This is a genomic window from Nostoc sp. DedSLP03, from assembly GCF_034530815.1.
In the GTDB taxonomy this organism is placed as follows: Bacteria; Cyanobacteriota; Cyanobacteriia; order Cyanobacteriales; family Nostocaceae; genus Nostoc.
In genome coordinates this window covers 1-26,230 of record NZ_JAVRCK010000041.1, presented here as the reverse complement: position 1 = coordinate 26,230, position 26,230 = coordinate 1, and the positions used below count along the sequence as shown (strand labels likewise).

Below are 26,230 nucleotides of genomic sequence, written 5' to 3'. Positions count from 1 at the left end.
AGTAGAAAAGCACAAATCATAGAAATAAAGATGAGCAATCCTGTGAGGGGAGAATTGGTATTTAGGGGCATTAACTGCCCCACAGAATCCACCCTAAGTATTTACTTAGTACGCGCCGTTATTTTTAGGTAGAATTACTACATCAACAGTTTTCAAGATGATCCATAAATCAAGCCAGAAATTCCTAAATTTGACATAATGCAGGTCTATTTGGACTCTCCGAGGATAGGGAATGTCATTACGCCCAGATACCTGCCACAAACCAGTAATTCCTGGACGGATTGTTAAAATCTCATCAATGTGATAACCGTATTTTGGAAGTTCTTCTCTTACCAAGGGTCGGGGCCCGACTACACTCATATCCCCTTTTAAAACGTTCCAGAACTGGGGAAATTCGTCTAAGCTAGTAATTCGCAAAAATCGACCAATTTTGGTAATCCGGGGGTCTTGTTTTAGCTTAAAACTGCTCTCAAATTCTTCTCGCAATTCCGGCGATGTTTCCATCATTTGCATGAGGATTTCATCCGCATTGCTTACCATTGTTCGGAATTTAATACAATTAAACGCTTTGTAATTTTTCCCTACCCGTTCCTGGACATAAAATATTGGCCCTTCTGAGCTGAAGGCAATCAGCAAGGCCAAAATTAAGTAGACGGGGAAGAACAAAATCAATACCGACAGCGAAAACACTATATCGAACAGTCGCTTGGCAAACTCTCCGTTTAAACCCTGAAAAGATAAACCTTTGGGCTTAACTTTTGGCGTCTTCGTTTTTTGACCGCGTTTTAAGAAACGCACAGACGCTCTAGTGTCTTGCCTTACGCCTCGCTTGCCGGAGAGGAGTGAGCTCTGGGCAGTCATCATACTCCTTAATAATCCACACCACACATAGTCCCAATATTAAAGCCAAAATGAGATGCTTCTGGGGGAAATTGCCAAAAGCCTAAAAAAATAAGACGTTAATCAAGACCATCATTGCAAAAATGGTCTTTTTTCGTTGCACTTGTTTACAAAATCTAGATAACGATCTGCAAAGATTTGCGGTGAAAACTGCGCAGCGTGCGATCGCATATACTCAGAATTGAATGAACCCTCATACATTTCAAATTTTTCTACTGCCTCCACCAAAGCCGCCTCTGTTTGCGTTTTGAAAAATATACCTGTCCCTGTATCCGCACCAGAGCGAATATCTCGCACTGTTTCTAAAGCACCCCCTGCACCATAAGCAATTACTGGCGTGCCGCAGGCTTGTGCTTCCACTAGGGCAATACCAAAATCTTCACAAGCTGCATACACAAATGCTTTAGCCCTAGACATATATTTTTTTACCACATTATCGGGTTGCCAACCGAGTATTTGGATATTTGAGTTTGCCATCTCGCGAATTGTGTTCATTTCATCTCCTGTACCAATGACTACTAATGGTCGTTTTAGTTGATTAAAAGCCTTGACAATCAACGATATTTGCTTGTAACTCACTAACCGGGAAACTGTCAGGTAAAAGTCCTCTTTCTCAGATACAAACGGAAATTGAGCAATATTCACTGGTGGATAAATGACTGTTGCTTCTCGCCGATAGCAACGCCAAATCCGCCGAGCTGTATGTTGCGAGTTGGCAATGAAATAATCAACGCGATTGGCACTCAATACATCCCACTGGCGCAAACGATGTAATAAATATCGCGTCACCCATCCAGGTAAGCCACTACCCAGTTTGCTGTGGCGCAGATAATCAAAGGTCAAGTCCCAGGCATAGCGCATCGGGCTGTGACAGTAGCAAATATGCATCTGTTCGGGAGTGGTAAGGATTCCTTTGGCAACAGCATGGGATGAAGACAGAATGACATCATAATGCCGCAAATCCAGCTGTTCAATTGCCAAGGGCCACAAAGGCAAGTATTTTTGTATACCGTTGCGGGCAGATGGAAAGTTCTGGAGAAACGTCTTGCCAATTTGACGCTTATATAAATAACTTTCTCTATTGCTGGATTCAAAATCTATGAGAGCATACAAATCAGCATCAATGTGATTCAAAATTTCTCGGACAACGAGTTCTGAACCACCTGTGGCTTTGGGTGTCAGCCACTCATGAACTAGAGCATATTTCAAGGGCACAGCTAAACAATTCAAAATTCACGCATTCAAAATTGAAGATAGTTTTTTTAGACTCCGACTGAAAAGTTTCCTCTTGTGATTAATTAACGAGAAGTGCTTCAGATTAGCAAATGGGACGGAATCTTTCCCTCAGAGGTTCCAGATGGATACTACAACCTGATAACCTCAGATTGTGAATGGGACATTGGGTATTGGGGATGGGTTATTCTCCTTGTCTTATTAGTCCCTAGTCCCCAATACCTACTCCCTTAATGACAACTGATATAGAAAGGGTGAATTTATGCGAATTCTGATTATGGGTGGTACTCGGTTCATTGGTGTTTATTTGACTCAACTACTAGTGGAAAAAGGACACGAGGTAGTGCTGTTCAATCGTGGAAATCGGCCAGCACCTTCTTTACAGGGAGTAGGACAAATTATAGGCGATCGCACTGATGCTACTCAATTAAAAGCAAAATTATCACAAGAAAACTTTGATGTCATTTTTGACAATAACGGGCGAGAACTTACTGATACTCAACCATTAGCAGAAATTTTTCAAGACCGAGTGCAACATTTTGTGTATATGAGTTCTGCGGGTGTGTATCTCAAATCCGATCAATTGCCCCATGTAGAAGGCGATGCAGTAGATCCCAAAAGTCGCCATAAGGGTAAACATGAAACAGAAGCTTACCTGACTCAATTGGGATTGCCTTTTACTTCTATTCGTCCTACTTATATTTACGGGCCTCGTAATTATAATGAGTTAGAAGGCTGGTTTTTTGACAGAATTGTACGCGATCGCCCCATTCCCATCCCCGGAAATGGTTTGCATATCACCCAGCTAGGTCATGTAAAAGACTTAGCGCTGGCAATGACTCAGGTTTTGGGCAATAAACAAGCCATAGGGCAGATTTATAATATCTCAGGCGATCGCTTTGTCACTTTTGATGGTTTAGCCCGTGCTAGCGCTGTTGCGGCTGGTAAATCACCCGATGCTATCAAAATTGTCCACTACGACCCGAAAAAGTTTGATTTCGGCAAACGCAAAGCTTTTCCGATGCGGGTGCAGCATTTCTTTGCTTCGGTGAATAAAGCGCAAACAGAATTAAACTGGCATCCTGAATATGATTTGATTTCTGGTTTACAAGATTCTTTGGAAAATGATTATTTGGCTAATGCAAAAGACAAAGCTGATGTTGATTTCTCTGTAGATGAGGAAATTTTACAAGCTGTTTCATAACTAGATTACCGACTTATTTAAATAAGTCGGTAATCTGAACCTTATATTTCATCTGGATTGATACCTAATTCACACGTTTTTGTGAAGTAAAAATATACTTTAATTTCATCTTTAAATTAACTACTTATGGGACAATATCCACTCCACAATGTTCTAGAAGCCCGTGCTCGTTTGGGTGAAGGCCCCATCTGGAACTCTACCCAAAACCTACTGTATTGGGTTGATATCTACAACCATCGAGTGCATCAGTTCAATCCTGCTACGGGGGAAAATTGCTTTTTTGATGTGGGAGATGTGGTAGGTGCGATCGCAACAGCAGGTAAAGATAGATTAATTATGGCACTGCGTCATCACCTAGCATTCCTCAACACCCAAACAGGTGAAGTTACCTCAATTTTGGAAATTGAAGGAAATCTGCCCGATAACCGTCTCAATGATGGTAAATGTGACCCTCAAGGTCGCTTTTGGATCGGTTCAATGTCTTCTTCAGAAAAACCCCAGGCTAGCCTCTATCGTTATGATGCTGATGGCTCATTACATGTGATGGAAACAGGATTGACTATCTCTAATGGGTTGGGTTGGAGTCCAGATCAGAAGACATTTTACTTAGCTGATTCTCCTCACCAAAAAATATATGCTTATGACTTTGATTCAATAACAGGCAATATTATCAACCGCCGAACTTTTGTTGATTTAACTCATGAATCTTTCCATCCAGATGGGTTAACAATAGATAGTCAAGGAAATATTTGGTCAGCGATGTGGGATGGGTGGTGTGTGATTCGTTTCAATCCCAAGGGTGAAGAAATATTGCGGATTAATCTACCCGTTCCACTCGTAACGAGTTGTACCTTTGGTGGCGAAGATTTACAAACACTCTACATTACTACCGCTTCAGTTGGACTCAGCCAAGCGGAGATTGACAAAAGTTTCTACTCTGGTGATTTGTTTGCTCTACAAACTGATGTTACTGGATTACCTAGCTATAATTTTGAGAAATAAAGTAGTAGCTGTGTAAAAGTGAAGCGCTAAATTGCCTCTTGCATTAGTTCAATTCAACTCTTTACTTGTTTGCGAATTCTAAAAATTCCGAGTTCCGAATTTTGATCTCGAAGTTTCCAGTTCTGATCCTGAAGTTCCGAGTTTTGAATCTCAAGTTTCGAGTTCTGATCTCGAAGTTCCGAGTTTTGAATCTCAAGTTTCGAGTTTTGATCTCGAAATTCCGAGTTCCGATCTCAAAGTTCCGAGTTTTGATCTCGAAATTCCGAGTTTTGAGGTTGTTGCCAATATTCCTGTGTAGCTTATTCGTGGTTCACTTTACATCTAATAGGGTATTTTCCTTAATTGGATTTTGCGGCAAGAGATAAATACCACCAGAAATTAAAGTTAAGGCAACAGAAATCCAAAAGGCAATCAGAGAGGGAGTTTGCCACACTTCAGGTAAGGGTGCAATTAGAAGTGCGATCGCAACTATTTGACTGACAGTTTTGAGTTTACCCCAAATATTCGCTCCGGTAATTGTTGTTTGATTTACTCGCCAACCAGCGATCGCTAATTCCCGCGCTAAAATCAAAAACACTCCCCAAGCCGGCACTTTTCCTAGTTCAATAAAAACCATCAATGGCGCTAGTACCAGAAATTTATCCACTAAGGGGTCGAGAAATTTACCCAACTCACTAATTTGGTTGAGTTTCCGCGCCAAATAGCCATCTAACCAATCAGTTAACGCCGCAACGATAAAAATCGCCAAACATATCCACCTAGCTTGTGGTGTGGGGTTGTACAAGCCATAAAGCAGAAATGGTACACCTAGAAGGCGAGAGAAGGTAATCCAGTTGGGTAGCGTCATTGAAAATTCAAAATTCAAAATTAACAAGTGTAAAGCAACAACCTGGCAAGCAAATATGCAAAATATATGCAGATTAGTGTATCTGAGTGTGCCTGCGTGGGAAAATCTGTTTTCTGAAGCTCTCTTAAAACAATACTATGACTGAACACACAGACTCTCAATTCCGCATCGAACGTGATTCGATGGGCGATCGCCAAATTGCTAGTAGCGTTTATTACGGCATTCAAACACTACGTGCGATTGAAAACTTCCCCATTAGCGGCATCAAACCTTTAGCTACTTACGTAGATGCTGGATTGATAATTAAAAAAGCTACAGCAATTGTGAATGGAGAACTAAATTGTATTCCCCAAGATATTAGTCAGGCGATTGTGCAAGCAACTGATGAAATCTTAGCTGGGAAGTTCCGAGAGCAATTTGTTGTGGATGTTTATCAGGCGGGTGCTGGAACATCCCACCATATGAATGTTAACGAAGTTCTGGCAAATCGCGCCTTAGAAATACTTGGTGAAGAAAAGGGCAATTACAAACGTGTTAGTCCCAACGACCACGTTAATTATGGGCAGTCTACCAATGATGTGATTCCGACTGCAATTCGCATTGGTGGATTATTGGCATTATCTAAAACATTACACCCAGCAATAAATGGAGCGATCGCATCTTTAGAAAAGAAAGCTGTAGAATTTCAAGATATCGTCAAATCTGGCAGAACCCACTTACAAGACGCTGTACCTGTGCGTTTGGGTGAAAATTTTCGAGCTTGGGCGCACATTCTTACAGAACACCAAAACCGGATTTATACCGCCTCTGGTGATTTGATGGTGCTAGGTTTGGGAGGTAGTGCAGCCGGAACAGGATTAAATACTCATCCTCTGTATCGCGCCCGCGTGGTAGAAGTTCTTTCAGAATTGATTGATACTCCTTTAGAACCTGCGCCCCATCTCATGGCAGCTATGCAAAGTATGGCGCCATTTGTGAATGTTTCCGGTGCTTTGCGGAATTTAGCTCAGGATTTAGCCAAAATATCTCATGATTTACGGTTGATGGATTCGGGGCCAAAAACAGGCTTGAAAGAAATTCAACTTCCCCCAGTGCAACCCGGTTCCTCGATTATGCCAGGAAAATATAACCCAGTCATGGCAGAGATGACATCAATGGTGTGTTTTCAGGTGATGGGTTACGATAGTGCGATCGCTTTAGCCGCACAAGCCGGACAATTAGAATTAAATGTGATGATGCCGCTAATTGCCTACAACCTAATTCACAGTATCGAAATTCTCGGTAATACCATCGCTGCACTCACCGAACGCTGCATTGAAGGAATTACTGCCAATCGAGAACGTTGTTTAGCTTATGCCGAAGGCAGTTTAGCTTTAGTAACCGCACTAAATACCCATATCGGTTATTTAGATGCCGCAGCTGTCGCCAAAGAATCCTTAGAAACTGGTAAATCTCTGCGGCAAATTGTTTTAGAACGAGGATTAATGAGTGAAACAGATTTAGCCACAGTGTTAAATCTAGAACAAATGAGTGGTATCTTACCGCTCAAAACAGAATAATAAGGTATTGGGGATTGGGTATTGGGTATTGGGTACTGAGAAAGTATTCCTAAATATTTATTTCTTAGTCCCCAGTCCCCAGTCCCTAGTCCCTAGTCCTCTATCTATACCATGCAGACTCAAAAATCATCTGTCAGTCTCATTCGGGCTACATCCTATGAAAAAGAGGCTTTACGGGAATCTTTAACGATTCTCCTGGAACCTTTTGGAGGAATAGCAGCGTTTGTAAAAAAAGGCGATCGCGTTTTACTCAAACCGAATCTACTTACAGGATCGCGTCCTGGTAAAGAGTGTATCACCCGTGCCGAACTAGTTTATGAAGTTGCCCAAATGGTAATTGAAGTTGGCGGTAAGCCATTTTTGGGCGATAGTCCTGCTTTTGGTAGTGCTAAGGGCGTAGCAATAGCAAATGGCTATCTGCCTATTTTAGAAGAACTCAATCTTCCCATCATCGATTTTCACGGTCAGCGTTACCAAACCGTTAGTGATAATTTTAACCATTTGCGTCTGTCTAAAGAAGCAATGGAAGCAGACGTAGTGATTAACCTACCGAAAGTAAAATCACATGCCCAGTTGACATTAACACTGGGCGTAAAAAACCTGTTTGGTTGTGTCCCTGGCAAAATGAAAGCTTGGTGGCACATGGAAGCGGGAAAAGACGCAAATAGATTTGGTGAAATGTTAGTAGAAACTGCCAGGGCGATTAACCCTGACTTAACCATATTAGATGGCATCATCGGTCACGAAGGTAATGGTCCCAGCAACGGGGAACCTCGCCAACTGGGCATTTTAGCAGCCGCATCAGATATATTTGCCTTAGATCGGGCAATGGTAGAAATCCTCAATGTTTCTGCTGAACAAGTGCCCACAGTTGCAGCTTCTCAAAGGCTAGGAATTTGTCCAGAACTAGCTGACATAGAGTTTCCACATTTAAATCCTGACTTATTAAAAATAGAAGATTGGCGACTACCAGACAATTTAATACCCATTGATTTTGGTATGCCCCGCGTCATTAAGTCTACTTTTAAGCATCTTTACACCCGATTTATCAAGGAACCAATCAGTGTTTATGGAAGGCAGTAGGGAGATGAAGAAGCAGGGGAGCAGGGGGCAGGGGGCAGGGGGCAGGGGGAGAATAAAAATTACCTCTTTCTCCTCTGCTCCCCGCTCCCTGCCCCTTGTCCTCTTTCCAATGCCCAATTTAGTGCAAACGTCGTTACAGCAATTTCATTTATTAGCAGAGTAATCTGTAATTACCCTCCGATTGCTTAACCAAACCGCCCTATTATATTTAGTGGCGGTTTTTTTAGCTGATTAATTTGTTATACAATTTCTCGTCTGAGATTTTGATTTATTTAAAAAGTTATACGGATTTAGAATCTGGAAATTGGGATTAGGGATTTTGTTCAGATATGGGGATTTGGTAATAACTTCCTACACCTCTAGGCTACCTTCTAAAACTTGTTTACTCTATCTTTATGTAGATTGACAAAACGGCTGTAATATTACACAGATTGCAAAATTTAAATTCTTAAATATTTGTTTAGTGATATCACTGAATCCATTCAGCCTTATACAGTTAATGTATCTGTGTTTATTCGGTAGTTATCATTGGTTACAAAAATCATTACTACTATTTCTTCTCTGGTGTCAAATATTTTGTGTATAACTACTATATAACAATCAAAAGCACTGAATATCTATCAGTGCAATTGCGGTTTTGTGTCCTGTATCACAAATTAGCAATTCCAGTAAAATGACCTTATCAAAAGCTTTATAGAATGTTATAATCATGAAGTATCGGATAAATATGTTTTGCTAATTAATCTTTAATCAGCGAAAAAATGTAACTTATGATGCTGTCAAAGTTTGCTTTGCGTATGCAACCCGTTACACCATACAAGGAAACACCTGAAAATATTAATTACAAAATAAAACATGATTTGTTGACTTGTAACTTTGTATTAAGAATTCCATGTATAAAAAGGCTACTATGACAGTTGTATAACTGGTTTAAATTGTAGAATGCTACACATTTTACAGTTTAAAAATAGCTAAAATAGCATTAATACTCTCACTCAGAGAGTAAACCTACACAGTGTTGCGAAGAACTTCAATTTTGTATGAATTCAAATAGCCAGTCTGCCAATGCCGATACATATTCCCAACGTTTGGCAGACATTGTGGGAACTGCGATCGCTCTGTTGACTCTTACCCTACCCGTATTTGTCATCGCCCACTATTCTTCAACTAATGTTCAAAATAACCAGCAACCTCTGATCCAAAATATACAAACAAATCAAGATTGATCGAGCTTCTCAGTCGCATTTTCTTATGAGGATATCTACAAAAAAGCAGAACACTGATTTTGTAGACAATCTCTGTAGATGTGAGTGTAGTTCGTCAAGAATAAGCTAAATCTGGATTGTGTGACTCCAGATTTCAGGTGTGTTAAACATTGTTAGGACAGACATCCCCCTAACAGTAATTAAGGGCGGAGGATATCCATAATACCTCTTGGAAAAAGCGTTGCGAAGTTTGCTCGTAACGCTTTTTCTATTTTTTGCCTAATTCAAGGGAATAGGTTACATCTGAAAGTTTCTTCCCCAGTGCCCTATGCCATAGAACAAATACCTTGGGAAGAGATCCATATTGCCCTAAAATTCTACACGGGGAGCGAAGCTGACAGAGTGCCCCCATGATTCACAGTTATCAGAGGAGTTTTTTGTGGACTTATCTCGTATTCCTGCCCAACCGAAACCTGGTCTAATCAACGTTCTGATTGAAATTACTGGCAAAAGTAAAAATAAATACGAATACGACAAGGAACTACAAGCTTTTGCTCTAGACCGAGTACTTTATTCCTCAGTACAGTATCCTTATGACTACGGCTTTGTACCCAATACTTTGGCTGATGATGGCGATCCCCTAGATGGTATGGTCATAATTGACGAGCCAACCTTTCCCGGCTGTATTATTGCTGCGCGACCAATTGGCTTTTTGGAGATGATTGACGGTGGCGATCGCGATGAAAAAATCCTTTGTGTTCCTGACAAAGATCCGCGCTACACTCAGGTAAAATCTCTGAAAGACGTATCACCACACCGCTTAGATGAAATTGCTGAATTTTTCCGTAGTTATAAAAATTTGGAAAAAAAGGTGACTGAAATTCTCGGTTGGCAAGATGTAGACAAGGTTGCAGCTTTAGTTGAAAAATCCGTCAAAGCTTATAGAGGATAATAGAAAAGTTAGGAGTAGAGACGCGATTAATCGCGTCTGTACATGAGTTAAGAGTTATGAATTTTTATTCCTAACTTCTAACTCCTAACTCCTCACTTTTTATTTCTAACTCCCGTAGAGACGCGATTAATCGCATCTCTACTCATAACTTCCGCTTGTTACGGTTCGCAAAAAACTGCCACCAAACCCAAACCAGAATGCAGCGTACTCTCCTTTTGGCAAAAATTCATAACTGCACCCTTACAGGGGCAAATATCAACTACGTGGGTAGTATCAGTATTGATGAAATCCTTTTGGAAAAAGCTGGTATCTTACCTTATGAGCAGGTGCAAGTAGTTAATAGTGCCAACGGTCAGCGCTTTATTACTTATGCGATCCCCGCTCTAGCTCATTCAGGAATCATTGAACTAAATGGGGGTGCGGCACGTCTAGGCATTATTGGCGATCGCTTGATTATAATGACTTACGGGCAGTTCACTCCAGAAGAGTTAAAAAGTTACTCTCCTACGGTAGTCATTGTGGACGAAAAAAACAGGCTGTTGGAAGTGCGGCGCTACGATGACCTGCTCGCTAAGGTCTAATTTCAAGGAAAATGTCAAATTTTGAGTTGTCGGATTCCCAGAGCTACATAAGAGAAAAGTCATCTACCCTGCCAAGTAGCCCAGCGGGTGAGTTTATCGTGCAATTCTGGGGTGTAAGAGGTTTAATTCCTACTCCCAGTAGCAACACCAATCGTTATGGTGGTAATACTGCTTGTGTAGAAATACATGTAGCTGGGAAACGTTTGATTTTTGATGGCGGTACTGGCTTACGCATATTGGGTAAAACTTGGCAAGAACTGCAACAGCCACTAGAAGCCCATTTATTTTTTACCAACTGCCAATCAAATCGAATTCAAGGATTTCCCTTTTTTGCTCCTGCATTTATTGGGGAAAATTGCTTCCATATTTACGGCACAGCTGCCTCAAATGGAGCCTCAATCAAACAATGTCTGTACGATCAGATGCTCCAGCCGCACTTTCCTTACCCTTTACAGGTAATGCAGTCTGAATTGCAGTTTTACAATCTGACTCCAGAAAGTGATGTGAAGTTAGATGATGTCACCATTACAACTGCATTAATTAATCAAACTCAGCGGTCAGTTGGCTACCGAGTTACTTGGCAAGAGTATAGTGTTGCCTACATCACAGATTTGCACCAGAATGCCGATCAAGTGGAGCGAGAGCGGATTTTAGAGTTTATTCAAGGCGTGGACTTGCTGATTGCCAATGCCACTTATACTCCCCCGACATCTCACAACCATGATTCTGCTGATTTACTTTGGCAAGCTGCGGTGAATGCAGCTTTAAATGCTGGTGTCAAACAGCTAGCTATTTCTCATCATCACCCAGATGACCATGATGATTTTCTCGATCGGGTGCAAGTCGATATTAAATCTGCTTTTCCTCAAGCCATACTAGCCCATGAAGGTCTAGTATTATCTGTTGGTAAGTGATTTTTTAATACTTAGATGTAGTGCAGGAGATATTTGTTTGCCAAGGGCTATATAGGCTGACGTTAGGTGCTTGAGCCACTAGCTGGATGTCTCCATTAGGATCAACTAACCAGCTTTGGGCTTCCACAATCTGATTAGTAGATTTGGTAACAGATGTAGTAGATTTTTTATCTGTAATTTCCACAGAGAATTTGTCCGTTACTCTCTCTGTTGCTTGTGGGGGCAAATCTACCCAATTTGTAATCACTGCTCGTCCCCGCAGAGGCTCGTTAGGACTAAGGGGTAATCCACCGCGTCCTGTGGCGATAAAGCGACTAGCGGTTTGTCCTCTTCTGGGAGTGCAACCTTGAGCCATCTGTTGGGATGCATCGACAAGGTTAGAGGGTAGTTGAATTAAGCCACGACTAGGGTCTACATCAGGTGTGCTTAGTTCTACAGTCCCAGCCACCCCACGTTCAGAACTAGCAGTGATATCACTCAGGGAAGTTGGACGTGAGCGAGATTCAATGCCAAAGAGACTTTTGACTGTAATGTCAACATTACCACCCTTACCAGTGAAAGCATTGGCGCTGATGTTGCTATCTTCGCTTGGAACAGCAATAATGAAGGGGGTCTTGATAGTTACGTTACCACCATCCCCTCCTGCTTGAGCAGTGCCAGCAGTGCTAGATATTTGACTATTACGGCGGAGTAAAAGCAAGTCTTGCAGGCTGAGGTTAATATTGCCACCTTTATTGCTAGCTGTTTGTGCCGATATTAGCCCTTGCTTATCTAAAGTCAAACTTTCTGCTTGAATTTGAATATTGCCACCTTTTCCGCTACCTTGGCTATTTACAGCGATTCTTGCATCGTCTTGAATAGTGACAGTTTTGGAGGCAGTGATATTTCTGGGTTGAATGAAAATATTTCCGCCATTACCTGTAGAGCTAGGTTCAGTGTTAGCAAACAACCCACTGTCCTTTCCTATTAAAATCAGATGATCTTGTACCCTTAAAGAAATGTCCCCGGCTTGGCTGTCACTGGAAGTAGATGTACGTAATTGACCCCTGTTTACTACTTCAAGTTTGTCTGCTGTCACCGTGAGACTACCTGCGTCTCCGTTTCCTTCGGTTTCCGCGGTTATTACAGCACCATTTGTTACAGACAGTCTAGCAGTAGTAATGTCGAGCTTACCCCCTTTACCTATACCTGTTGCATCTACTGAGCTAGCAATGAAGCTGGCAGAGTTATTAATACTATCTACTCCATCTAAGAAGATTGCTTTACTGGCTTGAATTGTTAAGTTGCCAGCATTTCCACGTCCAGAAGTAGAAGTGTTTATTTGAGCGCCACGAGTCAGCGAAAGCAATCCTGTGCTGATGTTTATAGTACCTCCATCACCGACTGCACTTGGTCCTACTCCATTAGTTATTGCACTACCAAACCTATCGGATGAGATTAGCCCCGAAACCTGAATTGTCACGTTTCCTGCATTTCCCTGCCCCTGAGTGTTAGCTGAGACTCCACCACCATTTGTAAGGAAAAGTGACTCAGCGATGACCGTGACGTTTCCTCCTTGTCCTGAGCCTTTTACTAAGGTGCTGAAGGCACCACTGGGTAATTCATTACTACCTACCCCCTTTATAAACACAGAACCACGGGTTTGAATCGTAACGTTGCCTCCTCTCCCTTGTCCAAAGATACTAGTTGCCAGTTCACCACCATTTGTAAGGGAAAGTGACTCAGCGATGACCGTGACGTTTCCGCCCTGACCTACTCCTCCAGGATTGACTGTACTGAAGACACCACTGGAAAAGTTATTGCTACCTACCCCCTCTATCAACACAGGATCACGGGTTTGAATCATAACGTTGCCTGCTCTCCCCTGACCGGAAATGCTAGCGGCTAATTCGGCACCATTTGTAAGGGAAAGTGACTCAGCTACAATAGTAATATCTCCTCCCTGTCCAATAACTCCAGGTCCTATCAAGCTGCCCACCCCACTGGGAGAACCACTAAGCAAAGAACCGCTTCTGCCCACTCCATCCGCAAAGACAGAACCGCGAGCTTGAATCGATACACTGCCTGCGTCTCCCTGTCCATAGTTACTCACATTTAGAACACCGCCGTTGGTCAAGGAAAGCAAGCCAGTAGTAACTGTGATATTTCCAGCTTTACCTACACCTCCTTTACTTACAGAACTGAATACAGCACCTCCATTGAGGGAAACTCGATCGCGCACATTAATTACGACATTACCCAGATTTCCACGCCCACGATTGTTTAATGCAACAATCAAAGCAGCATCATCAGCGATCGCAAGTGACTCAGCAGTAATACGAATGTTGCCACTGTTGCCAGTGGCTCCAGTCTGGACTAAATTCTGAATGAGACTGCCACCAGCAACAGTTACTGTTCCTGTAGCATTGAGGGTTATATCTCCTGCTTTGTTATCAACTTCTCCCAGTCCTGCGTTTATTCCAGATGTGAGAGCACTTCCCTCTAAAATTTCTATATTCCGCGCATTAACTATAATGCTGCCCTCTTTATCAGCAGGAACAGCAACTCCACCACCAGTCAGTGAGACATCTGCCCGTGTTGCTTGCTCTGGAAAGCTTAGACTCAGATTATTGCCATCTACCTGAAGCCCAATTGTTCCTGCTCCTGCTAATCCTCCTAACTCTACTCGCCCACCAAAGGTATACAAACCTGCACTATTGATTTTAATGTTGCCACCGACGAGTAATAAACTTCGACCATTGGGAACACTCAGGCCAAAAACTGATGGGTTTGCTGCTGGTGCGATTGAATAGTTTTGAATCGGTGCAGCAACAATTTGATTAAATAGCAAAGCTGAAGGCTTGACCGTCAACAATGGAGGAATATTCGGATTTGAAGCGCTAAAAAAACCTTGATTACCAAACCCAATAGCATTTGCAGTAGTTGCTACAAATGAACCTCCGATATTTAGGCTGGCATTTGGCCCAAAAATTATCCCATTGGGATTCATCAGAAACAAGTTGGCTGTACCATTGGCGCTGATTAATCCATCAATATTCGATACTGATTTACCTGTTACTCGACTAATAATATTCTCAATATTTGAAGCGTTATTGAAGTAAGCCACACTCTTGGTGGGCACAGAAAACTCTTCAAAACTATGGAATAAGTTACTTCCTGCTTGGGTGCCACCTTCAATGATTCTAATGTTGTCCTGCAATGTGACACGAGAATTATTAAGTAGAGTGCTATCAGGGGTAATTTGGGCAGAACTACAATTTGCCCAAAAAGCGATCGCAATACCCATCCCCACACAAACAGCAGTTGTTGAATCAAGGTTGGTTTGCATAGTGATTGTAGTGATGGGTATTTTAAGCTGTGTCATCGCTTTGGCATAAGCGTTGCTCGCCGTTGGCGTTCGCGTGAGCGTCTCTGAAAGAGAAACCTCTCGTAGAGAAGGCATCGCTTCAATCTTTTTGCCTGATTTTATTCTGTTAAGAGTAGTGAAAAGAAATAACTTTCCTTAAGAAATACTAGATCAAGTCGATATCCAACTATTTCTTGTGGGATAGGCATCTCGCCACTGGTGTCAACTTCACGTGAAAGTTACTAAGCGAGAATGCTTTGAGATCATTACCTCGAAAAAAGTCTCTGACTCTTCATGCCCCTCATTGAGGCTCTACCTCCTTACTCAAAAAAGAGCCACAATGACAAGCATTTCCAGCCAGAGTCTCTTGCTCTTAACAAGGTTTTAAAAGGGTTTTGGCTTAAGTTGACACCCAGCTTTTTCTGTGCGCCTACTATTACACACAATTAAAATCGCCTATATTGCCCCTACGACGCATTTTGCAACTCGGCTGTGCGGACTGAAAGCTGCTCTGTCTTATTACCTCGTTGCACTTTTACCTGTAATACTTGACCAAGGCGACTGTCTTCCACAACATTCTGCAATTGTTCGGCACTAGTAATAGCTTTACCATCAATTTGCAGAATTACATCTCCACGTCGGATACCCGCAGATGCCGCTGGAGAATTAGGAACAACTCGCATCACAAAAACACCATTGATTTCTGGTATCTGAATCGGAGAGTTGGGATCGGTGTTATTTTGCTTGGCGAGAGCAGGTGTCAAAGTTAGCATTTGCACGCCTAGATAAGGGTGAGCAACTTTGCCATCGCGTTGTAGTTGTGCGGCGATCGCTTTAGCTTTATCAATAGGAATTGCAAACCCAATTCCCATCGCATCAGGGCGAATGGCTGTGTTAATACCAATTACTTCACCTTGACCATTCAATAGTGGCCCGCCAGAGTTACCAGGGTTAATAGCGGCGTCTGTCTGAATAAAGTCCAAACGTTTGTCACTAATGCCAACTTGGGCGCTGGAACGTTTGAGGGTACTGACAATTCCCAAGGTAACGGTATTATCGAATCCCAAAGGATTACCGACTGCGATCGCCCAGTCTCCTACTTGGACATTTGTGGAAGAACCCAAAGGCGCGACTGGTAAATCGTTACCAGCGTTAATCTTGACTACTGCCAAATCTGTAACTTCATCAATACCTTGAACTTTCCCTTCAAAAGTGCGGCCATCTTTGAGTCTGACTGTTACTTTATCGGCCTTATCGACCACATGAGCATTAGTCATAACTAACCCGCTCTTGTCAATAATGAAACCTGAGCCTAAACCACGTAACTGCTCAGACGGCGGCATTTGTTGGGAGAAACCGTCACCAAAAAACCGACGGAAAAAGGGGTCTTCCATAAATGGATCGACGCGGCGAGTAATTGTTCGCTCAGTATCAATGCGGACAACTGCTGAACCAACACGATTCACTGCTGCTGTCACAAAGCTACTGCTTCCGATCACAGCACTAGCTGGTGATTGCCGTTGAGCAATTAGATTTGAAGTATCAACAGTTATTGTGGGTGCTGGTTCGGCTTGAGAGGGTAACACTTGCAATGTGCTAACCGCTAGCACAACTCCCAGCGCGATCGCTAAAACATGAGTACTTAGTTGCCGTAAAGACCGAGATATCTTGGGAAATCGCATAATCACAACCTAATTTATAAGCTTAATTGTTGCTTAGTCGTGACAAATCTATTTACAGTTATTTTTATTTCAGGTTTCGCCTGCTCTTTCCACTACTGGCGTTAGGGCATTTTGCGAAATACCTATAATCAACTTAATAGAAAATTTAACCCAAAAGCTATTATGGACATTACCCTTTCAAGTTCGGTTTTTACCCATCAATAAAACTTTTGGATTGCGAATAAGATTAGTCCGCTCTCTGTTCTAACTGTAGATTATGGAAGTCCCTAACTTTTGTATAAAATTTCATTCCGATTAACTGCACCTAGCTGGGGTAAAGAGTTAATGGCTGAGTGGGGAGTGAGGTTAACAGGAACAGTTAGAGGTAATTGTAATTGTTTGACAACACTTTGCAAGAGTTGGTCTTGTCCAGTCCGCAAACCCCAGACATTTGTGCCACGGTTGATAATAGCAAACCAAACCAAACCGCGATCGCGTGTGGGCATCACTCCCGCTAAAGCGCTCACATCCCGGAGAGTACCAGTTTTGATCACAGTCGCCAAGGGAATGTGTCTGGTGTGTAGTGTCCCCCGGTGGTCGAATCCAGACATCGGGAACAAGTCAGCTAGATTCAGTTGATGAGCAGATGCCTCAGCTTGAATAGCCATAAACATGGCACACACAGCCCTGGGGGAAATGCGATTTTCCGGCCCTAGTCCAGAACCATTGATTAACTGGATTTCCGCTTGTGGCACCCTCGCTAGATTAGCAGCAGTTGATTGGACTACAGGCGCTCCCCCTACTGAATCTGCCAGCATCTCTGCCATATCGTTGTTACTATAAACGTTCATTTCCTTGAGTAATTGCTTCAAGGGCAATGAGCGGTGACGCAGTAACAAAGTTTGTTGAGGGTTAGGTTGCGCTTCAACTTTCACCGCGCCTGCAATCACAACTTGAGGCTTGGGTGTTCCCTTGGGCATGATTGAGTGGGTGTAAATCGCAGGGCGTCCCCAAGTGGCACGATTTAGCGTTTGCTTGAGCATCAGACCGGCTAGCATTGGCTGACGTTGAAAATTCATGGCAAAACTGCCAGTAATAATCAAATTCCCCTTTACTTGCTTGATGCCCATTTGATTGAGAGTATTACCAAGAGCGATCGCTTCTTCCCAAACAAACAAAGGATCGCCACGGCCTGTAACCACCAAATCGCCCTGCACAACTCCATTTACCACTGGGCCAGTAACACTCACCAAAGTATCAAATTGGTAATCTGGCCCCCAAGTTTTCAAAGCAACTAGTGAAGTGGCAATTTTAGTTAAAGAAGCAGCTGGCAGAGGTGTCGTACCTTGGTGATTTGCCATCAGCATTGGCCCCGACTGCATCCAAATCCCCTGACTCTCAGCCAGATTTTGCGCCACCACTTTTGATGTAATGAGCTTTTTCAAATATTCCTGCACCGTAGTCGCCCCCGTTGGATTTGGATCGGGGGCAAGAACAAAGCCAGGGCTACTTTGCCAAGTTAGCGCATCTAAGGCATCTAGAGGTTTGATTTGTACTCCAGCCATTTCCAGCCAAAGCGACACCAAACCTGAACCCAATAATTCCAGCATTTTTTATTCCTCTGTTAGGATCTCAAGCGTTGTTTACTGTGCTAATATACAAGCTTTTTTACAAAAATCAGTATTGAGCCATAATAACTGGTGTTTTTCTCATCTGTAAGTAGGGTGAATTATATTGTTTTCGTGGCTTGCTTTGACTGTGCCAAACAAAATCCCCATAGACAGCGATTCATCGCGTCTCTTACATTAACCTACGCGCAGGGTATCGCAGCCTGATAATAAAAGGCTTTATGCTGTGCGATCGCTCTTGGTAATTCCATAACCTTGAAACAAGGAAAGGGAAAGTATTCAAAATTCTCTCCCTTTTTTCCCTTAATACAACGTGAGTTCGATGAACCCTCACCCTAGCCCTCTCCCACGGGGCTACCGTGTACACACAAATCGAATTTCTTCTTAAATCCAGTCATTTATTGAATTCGGGCGGTCGTTTATTGAATTCGGGCGATCGTTTATTGAATTCGGGCGATCGTTTATTGAATTCAAGCAGTGGTTAGGGTGGGGTAAAACCCAGATTCTTGAGCCAGTTCAGACTTGTGTATACACCGTAGTCCACGGGGAAAGGGAGGAGCAACGATCAATTAGGGTTTTGGCTCCCCTCTGGGTGTCCAAGAGGGGTTGGGGGAGAGGTCAAAAAAGGAAGGGATTGTCGAACTCACGCTAATACACTAATCAGCATTCAAGTTGCATAATCAGGGCGGACATCTTATCCGTCCCACAAAATAGTGAGAAAATTTTAATATGCAAATTAGATGTGTTTTAGCTTACCTACTTTCTTTCTGGATGCGCTGCATCCTCTGGTGAAGGAGTACCCATCCGGTTAATTGTGGCAATCATCTGATACAAACGTCCCAAATCGCGTTGATTGAAGTATAAAATGAGGCGAGGTAATCCAACAGTTTCATCTTGTGCTTCTTGAGGTAATGCCTGACTTTTTTCAATTCTTCCTTGAATAATAATGTCGCTAAAATCAGCATTAAGTTGTTCTAAAAGAGCGTCTGATATATCTGTCTTCAGGCGGATGACTAAGCTATTGCCTACATAGCGGCTGGAATGATAAACCTGGTAAAAACGGGTGATAGCGTCACAAGCCACATCCAGGTTGTCTGTCACCGTGTAAAGGCTGGGGTCTTCAGGATTGACAAGACCGTTTTGCACTAATTGCTTATCAATATATTCGCTCCAAGAGCGCCAGTAATCACCACCAGGGCGATCGATTAAAACTAAAGGTACTGGTCCAAATTTACCAGTTTGGCTTAATGTCATACATTCAAAGGCTTCATCTTGAGTGCCAAAGCCTCCCGGAAACAAGGCCACAGCATCACTTTCTTTGAGGAGAAACAGCTTGCGGGTAAAGAAATATTTGAAGTTAATTAGCTTGGGATCGCCCTCGATAAAAGGGTTTGCTTGCTGTTCAAAGGGTAACTGAATGTTTAATCCAAAGGAATTTTCTCGTCCTGCACCTTCATGACCCGCCTGCATGATTCCACCACCACCGCCAGTCATCACCATAAATCCTAATTGAGAAATAGCACGAGCAAATTCAAGGGCCATTTGGTATTCTGGTCTATCTGGCGCTAGACGAGCAGAACCGAAGATGGTGACTTTGCGAACGTGGCGGTAATCATAAAAAAGCTGGAAACCGCGCTCCATATCTGCTAATGCAGCGGATAATATTTTCCAATCGAGACGCTCAATTTCGGTATCAGCTAGACGAACAATAGTAGTAAGTGCTTGCTGAATAAATTGCCGATTTTTTAATGTCGGTAAACGAACGATCAACTCAGCGATATCCGCCTGTAAAGACTCTAATGTGTCAAACGACGCAGATGAGGTCATGAGAACTGCCGCAACAATGGCACTATATTTTACGTGAACTACTTACACTCTAGCAAGCGGGAATAGCTATCTGATGTGCAGTTAGCAAATTCAGAACTAGTTTTGAAGCTGGAAATTCTAAAAATCTTTTTGATAAAGCTTGTTGCGATACTTAAACTTTTGAATACCATAGCAAGTTCTCTCTGTCGACCAATTGACATAACTTTCTCACTTAGGTTAATAGTCGTCACAATATACAGCAGATTAGACCTCTTGCAAAAGTGCTTTTTGCAAGAGGTGAGAAAAAGGACTCATCTTTATTGGGGAAAGGGAAAATACCAAACCTTTCCCCTTCCCCTTTTCCCGACTTCTGCAAGAAGTCTATTCAAGTTGGTGAGGTACACAAGCTAAGTCTGTTGCCCAAATATAAAGCGTCTTTTACTCCTGAATTTTGAATTCTGAATTCTGCATTCTGCTGTATATCAGGATTTGTATAAAATGCTATGACTTACATCTATAACGTATATCAAAAGAAAATTTTGTATCTTATTGCCAGATTTTTTGGGAATTAATGCCCATAATAAAAGCACTCTAACCCTAATCTAAGAAAGTAAAAAAGCTCTTAGACCACAATATTGTTCAGTTCAACCTAAAATCCTTGCTAGAGACGTGAAATTGGACTGAGCAACTCTTGGAGATGCTGCGCGATCGCCCCGCTATGCTAGCGTCTTGCTGCGCTAACGCGTCTTTACAGGTCAAGAATCAGTACCAAAAATCCTTAACCCAAGCTTATTTCTCTCAAGGATGTTTGATCGCAAACTATATCAATTACGCTTCGATACATTAATTCATAATGTGAGTTATTTGTATAGTGCCTAAATCCTATAGAATATTTTCGCAAATCTAAGTAGGAAGATAGATGGAAGTTTCTGGACGCATCAATTACCCACTGAATCCTCCTCCCCCTCTTGAAGATTTTCCCGTCCTTCAAACTGAAAAATATACCCTACGGCTGGCTTCAACTGAAGAAGAATTAGAATCAATTTTTCGGTTGCGCTTTGAAGTTTTTAATCTTGAACTAGGCTTGGGATTTTCTGCTTCTAACTTTACCCAGATGGATATAGATAAGTTTGATGCGGTTTGCCATCATTTAATCTTAATCTCCAAACATACGGGTAAAACTATTGGAACTTATCGGATGCAGAGCTATATAATGGCTTCTCGAAGACTAGGCTTTGATGCTACTGATATATTTAATCTTAATGGAATTCCCAATTCTGTGCTTCAGGTATCAGTGGAAATTGGGCGTGTATGTATAGCTAAAGAATATCGCAATAGTCAGGCACTTTTACTACTCTGGGAAGGGCTGGCAAATTATCTCATCTGGAGTAAAAACCAATATCTATTTGGCTGTGCATCATTACTAACACAGTGTCCTGGGCAAGCTACTTGCGCTTATGATTATTTTCGGCAGAATAACTTGATGCATCCAAGTATTTTGGTTTACCCAAATTCACAATTTTGTCTAGAACTGACTCAAAATTGTCCAGATTCATCTAATATTGAGATTCCTAAAATTTTGCAGGCATACCTGAATATTGGAGCTAAAATATGCAGCCTTCCTGCTATTGATCGGCACTTTAAAACTATTGATTTTTTAACTATATCTAATATTGCAGACTTTGGCAGATGGCGTTATCCAAACCCTCTCAAAAAACCTTTACCACAGATATAGCTAGACTTAGTGTATTTTATACTTTATTGACATCTCAGTTTCAAAACCAAATCCAGTTTTGCAGGATTTGATACAACCTTGCCCATTTCTTTTTGTAGTTAATAAAGGAGAGGTGTTGATTGCCAATCTCCCCAATCAAAATAAAGTCCGGTTGGCGATGTTTAACAAATAGGCTTTGCTTAAAGTCTTCGCTATGTCTACGACGGGCGTAGCTGCGACACCTCATCCAGTCCACTTAATTTAGATGATTTGAGAAAACTTTTTAGGAAACCCACTTATGCGCCATCTCAAATTTGCTCCGAGTTGGTTGCGATTTTTAACTATCTTCTTATTGACGATGGGTATATTATTTCGCTTTTCTAATCTTGATAGTAAAGTTTTTTGGCACGATGAAATTTATGCCTCATTACGAATTTCTGGTTACACAATTAATGAAGCTAAACAGCAACTTTTTAATAATCGTGTGATTGGTAAAGAAAGTTTTGCTCAGTTTCAAGGTGCAAATCCAGAAAAAAGCTTAAATGACACAATTATGTCTTTAGCAAAACAAGATCCTGAACATCCACCGTTGTATTATATAATAGCCAGATTGTGGGTGGAAATTTTTGGTAATTCGGTGACGGCAATTAGAAGTTTATCAGCCTGCATTAGTTTGCTGGTGTTCCCTTGTGCTTATTGGCTATGTCGAGAATTATTTAATGTGTCATTATCGGTTCCTGGTGTTGCGATCGCACTCATGGCTATCTCTCCAATTCACTTAGTATACGCCCAAGAAGCACAAGAATATATTCTTTGGTTAGTCACCATTTTACTATCCAGTGCGTCTCTGCTGCAAGCCATGCGGCTAGAAGATGAGCTAGCAGAAGAACGACAAAAACCAGATTTATTTGCTATTTGGAGCCTTTATGCAGTTACCTTAGCCATTAGTCTTTATACATTTATTTGGAGTGCATTTGTAGCAGTTTCTCACGGAATTTATGTGATGATAACTGCTAAATTTAAGTTTACTGAAACTGTAAGAGCTTATCTGCTAGCATCACTAGTTGGTTTTTTAGCTTTCATGCCTTGGATAACAATTGTAATCGGTGACTTTTTTCAATTTTTAATTTCAGCAGATAAAACAACAACACAGTCCGATTTAATACCTATATTTACATTTTTTTTAATGCAGTTAAGCCGGATTTTTTTTGATATAAACCTTAGTTCAGACAATCCTTTAGGCAATTTAATTGCACTAAGCTTTTTAATTTTAGTAGGATATTCTATTTATTTTATTTGCCGAGGAACTAACTATAAAGTCTGGTCTTTTATCATCACATTAATTGTAGTACCAACATTACCCATAATATTGCCAAATTTAATTGTTGGAAGTATGCGATCGTCTACTGAAGCATATTTAATCCCATCTTATTTAGGAATCCAAATAGCTGTTGCTTACCTACTAGCTACGCAACTATATAATGGCAGCCGATCGCGTCGGAGCTTTTGGCACATAATCATGGCATTAGTGATTATTTGTGGTTTGATTTCTTCTAAGGTGAGTTCCCAGGCAGAAACTTGGTGGAATAAGGGTATGAATTATGGCAATCCTCAAGTTGCCCAAATCATTAATCAGAGTAATCGTCCACTTTTGATTAGTGATGCTTTGGGTAATAATTATGGTAATGTCTTTTCTTTAAGCTATCTTTTAGAACCAAAAGTGCGATTTATGTTAGTGAACAATCAAAAAATTCCGAAAATTTCTGATAGGTTTACTGATGTGTTTTTACTTAATCCTTCAGAGGCTTGGGGTAAAATCATAGAAAAAAAGTATAAATTCAAAACAGATATTATTTATAGCGATAACTATTATTCAATTTGGAAATTTACTAAGACTCGTAATTTGCGCCGACGTAATATCTCACCTAATAATCAATTACCTGCCGAGCTATCAACTAAGCAAACGATTCTTCCATAGCTGCCAACTCTTGAAAAGTTCTTTGTTGCACAAATAAGCCTGCTTGGAGTACATAAACCCACTTCTCCCACTTCACTAAACCAATAATTTTGTAGCTAAATATACAATTTTTAGTTTGCACAATAAACTACTGATAATTACTACCTCCGCTACTTGACTAACTCACTATCTATAATTGCAACCCACCACTATTTGGTTAGATATTTTTAATAACTAGTTTTGAGAGTCATAAAATTGTTTCGTTAAAGTAGATAATTGTTGTACAAGTTATTGTGAAATTTAGTTATGCGGCTCCAACTTGCTCCCAATAGGTTGCGGTTTCTCATTGTAGTTTTGTTAATGGTGGGTATATTTTTTCGTTTTTTTAACCTCGATCGCAAAGTTTACTGGCACGATGAGACTTTTACTTCATTGCGAATTTCTGGTTATACGTCAAATGAAGCCAAGCAGCAAATATTTAATGGTCGCATAATTAATAAAGAAAGTTTTGTCAAATTCCAAAGTCCCAATATGGAGAAAGGCTTACGTGACACAATTATATCTTTGGAAGTAGACGATCCACAGCATCCACCACTGTATTATATACTCGCTCGGCTTTGGGTGGGAATCTTTGGCAATTCGGTAACGGTAATTAGAAGTTTATCAGCATGCATAAGTTTGTTGATTTTTCCGAGTATTTATTGGCTATGTCGAGAATTATTTAAATCATCAGTATGGGTATCAGAGGTTGCGATCGCACTCATGGCAATCTCCCCTATTCACTTAGTATACGCCCAAGAAGCACGAGAATATATTCTCTGGATAGTGATTGTATTACTATGCAGCGCTTCATTACTACGAGCATTACGATTGGAATCACAAAATGGAGTACTACGCATACTAAATTGGGGAATGTATGCAGTCACTTTGGTGCTTAGTCTCTATACATTTATGTTCAGTGGATTTGTTGTAGTCGCTCATGGAATTTATGTAATTGCCATTGCAAAATTTAGGTTTACTAGAACAGTAAAAGCTTATCTATTAGCATCTTTAGCAGGGTTTTTAGCTTTTACACCTTGGATACAGGTTGTGATAGTTAACTTGTTGCAATTAAAAAGTTCAACAGCCTGGACAAAAAGACATTTACCCTTAGATGATTTAATTAAGTCTTGGCTTTTACAGTTAAATCGAATTTTTCTTGATTTAGACTTAGGTTTTGAAAATCCGTTTACCTATGTAATTACGCCATTTTTTTTAATTCTTGTTGGATATTCTATTTATTTTCTTTGTCGAAAAACTAACTATAAAACTTGGTTGTTTATTGTCACGCTAATTATGGTTCCTGCATTACCTTTAATGCTACCAGACTTGCTTTTTGGAGGTATCCGCTCACTTGCCGAACGTTATTTATTAATTTCTTATTTAGGAATTCAATTGTCTGTTACTTACCTACTCGCTACGCAGCTACATAATAAGAGTTTAGCACGTCGGCGAATCTGGCAAATAATCATGGGATTAGTGATTATTGGTGGACTAGTTTCTTATGGAGTGAGTTCTCAGGCTGATACTTGGTGGAGTAAGGTTATTAGCTTTGGTAATCCACAAGTTGCAAAAATTATTAATCAGACTAACCATCCACTTTTGATTAGTAATGATTCTGGTATTAATTACGGTAATGTCTTTTCTCTCAGCTATCTTTTACAGCCAAAAGTGCAGTACCAATTAGTAAAAGACCGTTCTATCCCCAATATTCCTGATGGGTTCACTGATATTTTTTTAATAAATCCTTCAGATACCTGGCGCAAGCAAATAGAAATAAATTATAATTATAAAACGTTTGTAGTATACGGTGACAAAAATTATTTGCTCTGGAAAATAGAAAATCCACGTAGCGATGTATTTTTTGAAAAAATTAAGACTTAACCAAAACTAGACGCTGTAGTTATGGGCAATTTATATATAAATTCGCGTCGTACAGATAAGGAACTTAATTGTTTTTCAATGATTATCAAAACAGAATTCAGGAGTCAGTCGCCAGAAAACAGACATGAATTTTGAATCGATTTAGCGGATGAATCAAGGGGTTTAATATCCCTACTAAATCGTTCGCGCAGCGTCTCTGAAAGAGAAGATTTAGTGGTCAACAAGACAGTGGCGGGTCTGAATCCTTGACTGTAAGCGAAGCGGAAAGCGAGTCTGCGATAACGAAGCGGTAGCGAGTATTCGAGCGTCGCGTCTTGATTCTGACCGGAGCTAACGGAAACGTCTCCGGCTTTGCTCCTGAATTCTGACTTCTGAATTCTTCTTCAATTGCATAATTTTCTATTCAAAAAAATATATAAATACCCCTCTTCTGTCACTTTCCGGGTATTTTAACCCTCTTCTGTCAGTCTCCGAAAACTTTTGCCATTTCTGAAATAAGAGAGCTTATGTATAGCCAGCGATGTCTACGACGGGCTACGCCTACGCTCGATTATTTCCTAATAACAAATACAAGACCTATTTTTTTCTAATAGGAAAGCCTGTATTGACCGACTGATAAAGCTTTCAGAGATTGACTTTCCAAAGAGTGACATACCCCTTTTCTGTCACTCTCCGGAATAAGCAAATAGTAAAAAAGCGAAATCATCCAGAAGCA

18 protein-coding genes are annotated in these 26,230 nt (G+C 41.1%); 11 read left to right on the top strand and 7 right to left on the bottom strand.

Translation table 11 applies throughout. From position 1 onward, the window contains the following. Positions 1–105: 105 nt before the first annotated feature. Positions 106–861, bottom strand: coding sequence for a sugar transferase (locus tag RM368_RS20025; protein WP_322695710.1), 756 nt, complete (start codon positions 859–861; stop codon positions 106–108). A 111-nt stretch (positions 862–972) separates the two neighbouring features. Further along, a complete protein-coding gene (locus RM368_RS20020) occupies positions 973–2,115 on the bottom strand; it encodes a glycosyltransferase (RefSeq protein WP_322695672.1) in 1,143 nt (380 codons plus the stop codon). 280 nt (positions 2,116–2,395) lie between these two features. On the opposite strand from RM368_RS20020, the gene RM368_RS20015 reads away from it, so the two are divergent. Beyond that, entirely contained in the window at positions 2,396–3,337 is a 942-nt protein-coding gene (locus tag RM368_RS20015; RefSeq protein ID WP_322695671.1) for an NAD-dependent epimerase/dehydratase family protein, read from the top strand. A gap of 126 nt (positions 3,338–3,463) precedes the next feature. Then, positions 3,464–4,339: an SMP-30/gluconolactonase/LRE family protein gene (locus tag RM368_RS20010; protein ID WP_322695670.1), complete on the top strand. Its 876-nt coding sequence runs from the start codon at positions 3,464–3,466 to the stop codon at positions 4,337–4,339. Positions 4,340–4,649: 310 nt separating this feature from the next. On the opposite strand, the gene pgsA is transcribed toward RM368_RS20010, so the two are convergent. Beyond that, positions 4,650–5,186 (bottom strand): CDP-diacylglycerol--glycerol-3-phosphate 3-phosphatidyltransferase, encoded by a 537-nt coding sequence (gene pgsA, locus RM368_RS20005; RefSeq protein WP_322695669.1) that lies wholly within the window; start codon positions 5,184–5,186, stop codon positions 4,650–4,652. A gap of 137 nt (positions 5,187–5,323) precedes the next feature. On the opposite strand from pgsA, the gene RM368_RS20000 reads away from it, so the two are divergent. The 6 genes from RM368_RS20000 (at position 5,324) to RM368_RS19975 (ending at position 11,480) form a co-directional block, all read left to right on the top strand. Further along, on the top strand, positions 5,324–6,745 hold the full coding sequence (locus tag RM368_RS20000; protein WP_322695668.1) for an aspartate ammonia-lyase: 1,422 nt from the start codon (positions 5,324–5,326) through the stop codon (positions 6,743–6,745). 111 nt (positions 6,746–6,856) lie between these two features. After that, entirely contained in the window at positions 6,857–7,828 is a 972-nt protein-coding gene (locus RM368_RS19995; protein WP_322695667.1) for a DUF362 domain-containing protein, read from the top strand. Between the two features lie 1,040 nt (positions 7,829–8,868). Continuing rightward, positions 8,869–9,054 (top strand): hypothetical protein, encoded by a 186-nt coding sequence (locus RM368_RS19990; protein WP_322683497.1) that lies wholly within the window; start codon positions 8,869–8,871, stop codon positions 9,052–9,054. Between the two features lie 418 nt (positions 9,055–9,472). Then, positions 9,473–9,985 carry an inorganic diphosphatase gene (locus tag RM368_RS19985; RefSeq protein WP_322690521.1) on the top strand — a complete coding sequence of 171 codons (513 nt, stop codon included), beginning with the start codon at positions 9,473–9,475 and terminating at the stop codon, positions 9,983–9,985. Positions 9,986–10,182: 197 nt separating this feature from the next. Then, a complete protein-coding gene (gene panD / locus RM368_RS19980; RefSeq protein ID WP_322695666.1) occupies positions 10,183–10,566 on the top strand; it encodes an aspartate 1-decarboxylase in 384 nt (127 codons plus the stop codon). An 11-nt stretch (positions 10,567–10,577) separates the two neighbouring features. Then, the gene (locus RM368_RS19975; RefSeq protein ID WP_322695665.1) at positions 10,578–11,480 is read left to right on the top strand and encodes an MBL fold metallo-hydrolase; all 903 of its coding nucleotides are present in this window, start codon (positions 10,578–10,580) and stop codon (positions 11,478–11,480) included. Between the two features lie 4 nt (positions 11,481–11,484). On the opposite strand, the gene RM368_RS19970 is transcribed toward RM368_RS19975, so the two are convergent. The 4 genes from RM368_RS19970 to RM368_RS19955 form a co-directional block, all read right to left on the bottom strand. Beyond that, on the bottom strand, positions 11,485–14,922 hold the full coding sequence (locus tag RM368_RS19970; RefSeq protein ID WP_322695664.1) for a filamentous hemagglutinin N-terminal domain-containing protein: 3,438 nt from the start codon (positions 14,920–14,922) through the stop codon (positions 11,485–11,487). 371 nt (positions 14,923–15,293) lie between these two features. Continuing rightward, positions 15,294–16,508, bottom strand: a complete 1,215-nt coding sequence (locus tag RM368_RS19965; RefSeq protein ID WP_322695663.1) for an HhoA/HhoB/HtrA family serine endopeptidase — start codon at positions 16,506–16,508, stop codon at positions 15,294–15,296. A 266-nt stretch (positions 16,509–16,774) separates the two neighbouring features. Beyond that, a complete protein-coding gene (locus RM368_RS19960) occupies positions 16,775–18,097 on the bottom strand; it encodes a D-alanyl-D-alanine carboxypeptidase (protein ID WP_322695662.1) in 1,323 nt (440 codons plus the stop codon). A 774-nt stretch (positions 18,098–18,871) separates the two neighbouring features. Next, complete coding sequence (locus RM368_RS19955; protein ID WP_322695661.1) at positions 18,872–19,942, bottom strand: LOG family protein; 1,071 nt, start codon at positions 19,940–19,942, stop codon at positions 18,872–18,874. 898 nt (positions 19,943–20,840) lie between these two features. Between RM368_RS19955 and RM368_RS19950 the strand changes: the two genes are divergently transcribed. From RM368_RS19950 to RM368_RS19940, 3 genes are all read left to right on the top strand, one after another. Then, a complete protein-coding gene (locus tag RM368_RS19950) occupies positions 20,841–21,656 on the top strand; it encodes a GNAT family N-acetyltransferase (protein WP_322695660.1) in 816 nt (271 codons plus the stop codon). Positions 21,657–21,933: 277 nt separating this feature from the next. Then, the gene (locus tag RM368_RS19945; RefSeq protein ID WP_322695659.1) at positions 21,934–23,613 is read left to right on the top strand and encodes a glycosyltransferase family 39 protein; all 1,680 of its coding nucleotides are present in this window, start codon (positions 21,934–21,936) and stop codon (positions 23,611–23,613) included. A gap of 285 nt (positions 23,614–23,898) precedes the next feature. Next, positions 23,899–25,515 carry a glycosyltransferase family 39 protein gene (locus RM368_RS19940; RefSeq protein WP_322695658.1) on the top strand — a complete coding sequence of 539 codons (1,617 nt, stop codon included), beginning with the start codon at positions 23,899–23,901 and terminating at the stop codon, positions 25,513–25,515. Positions 25,516–26,230: the final 715 nt, after the last annotated feature.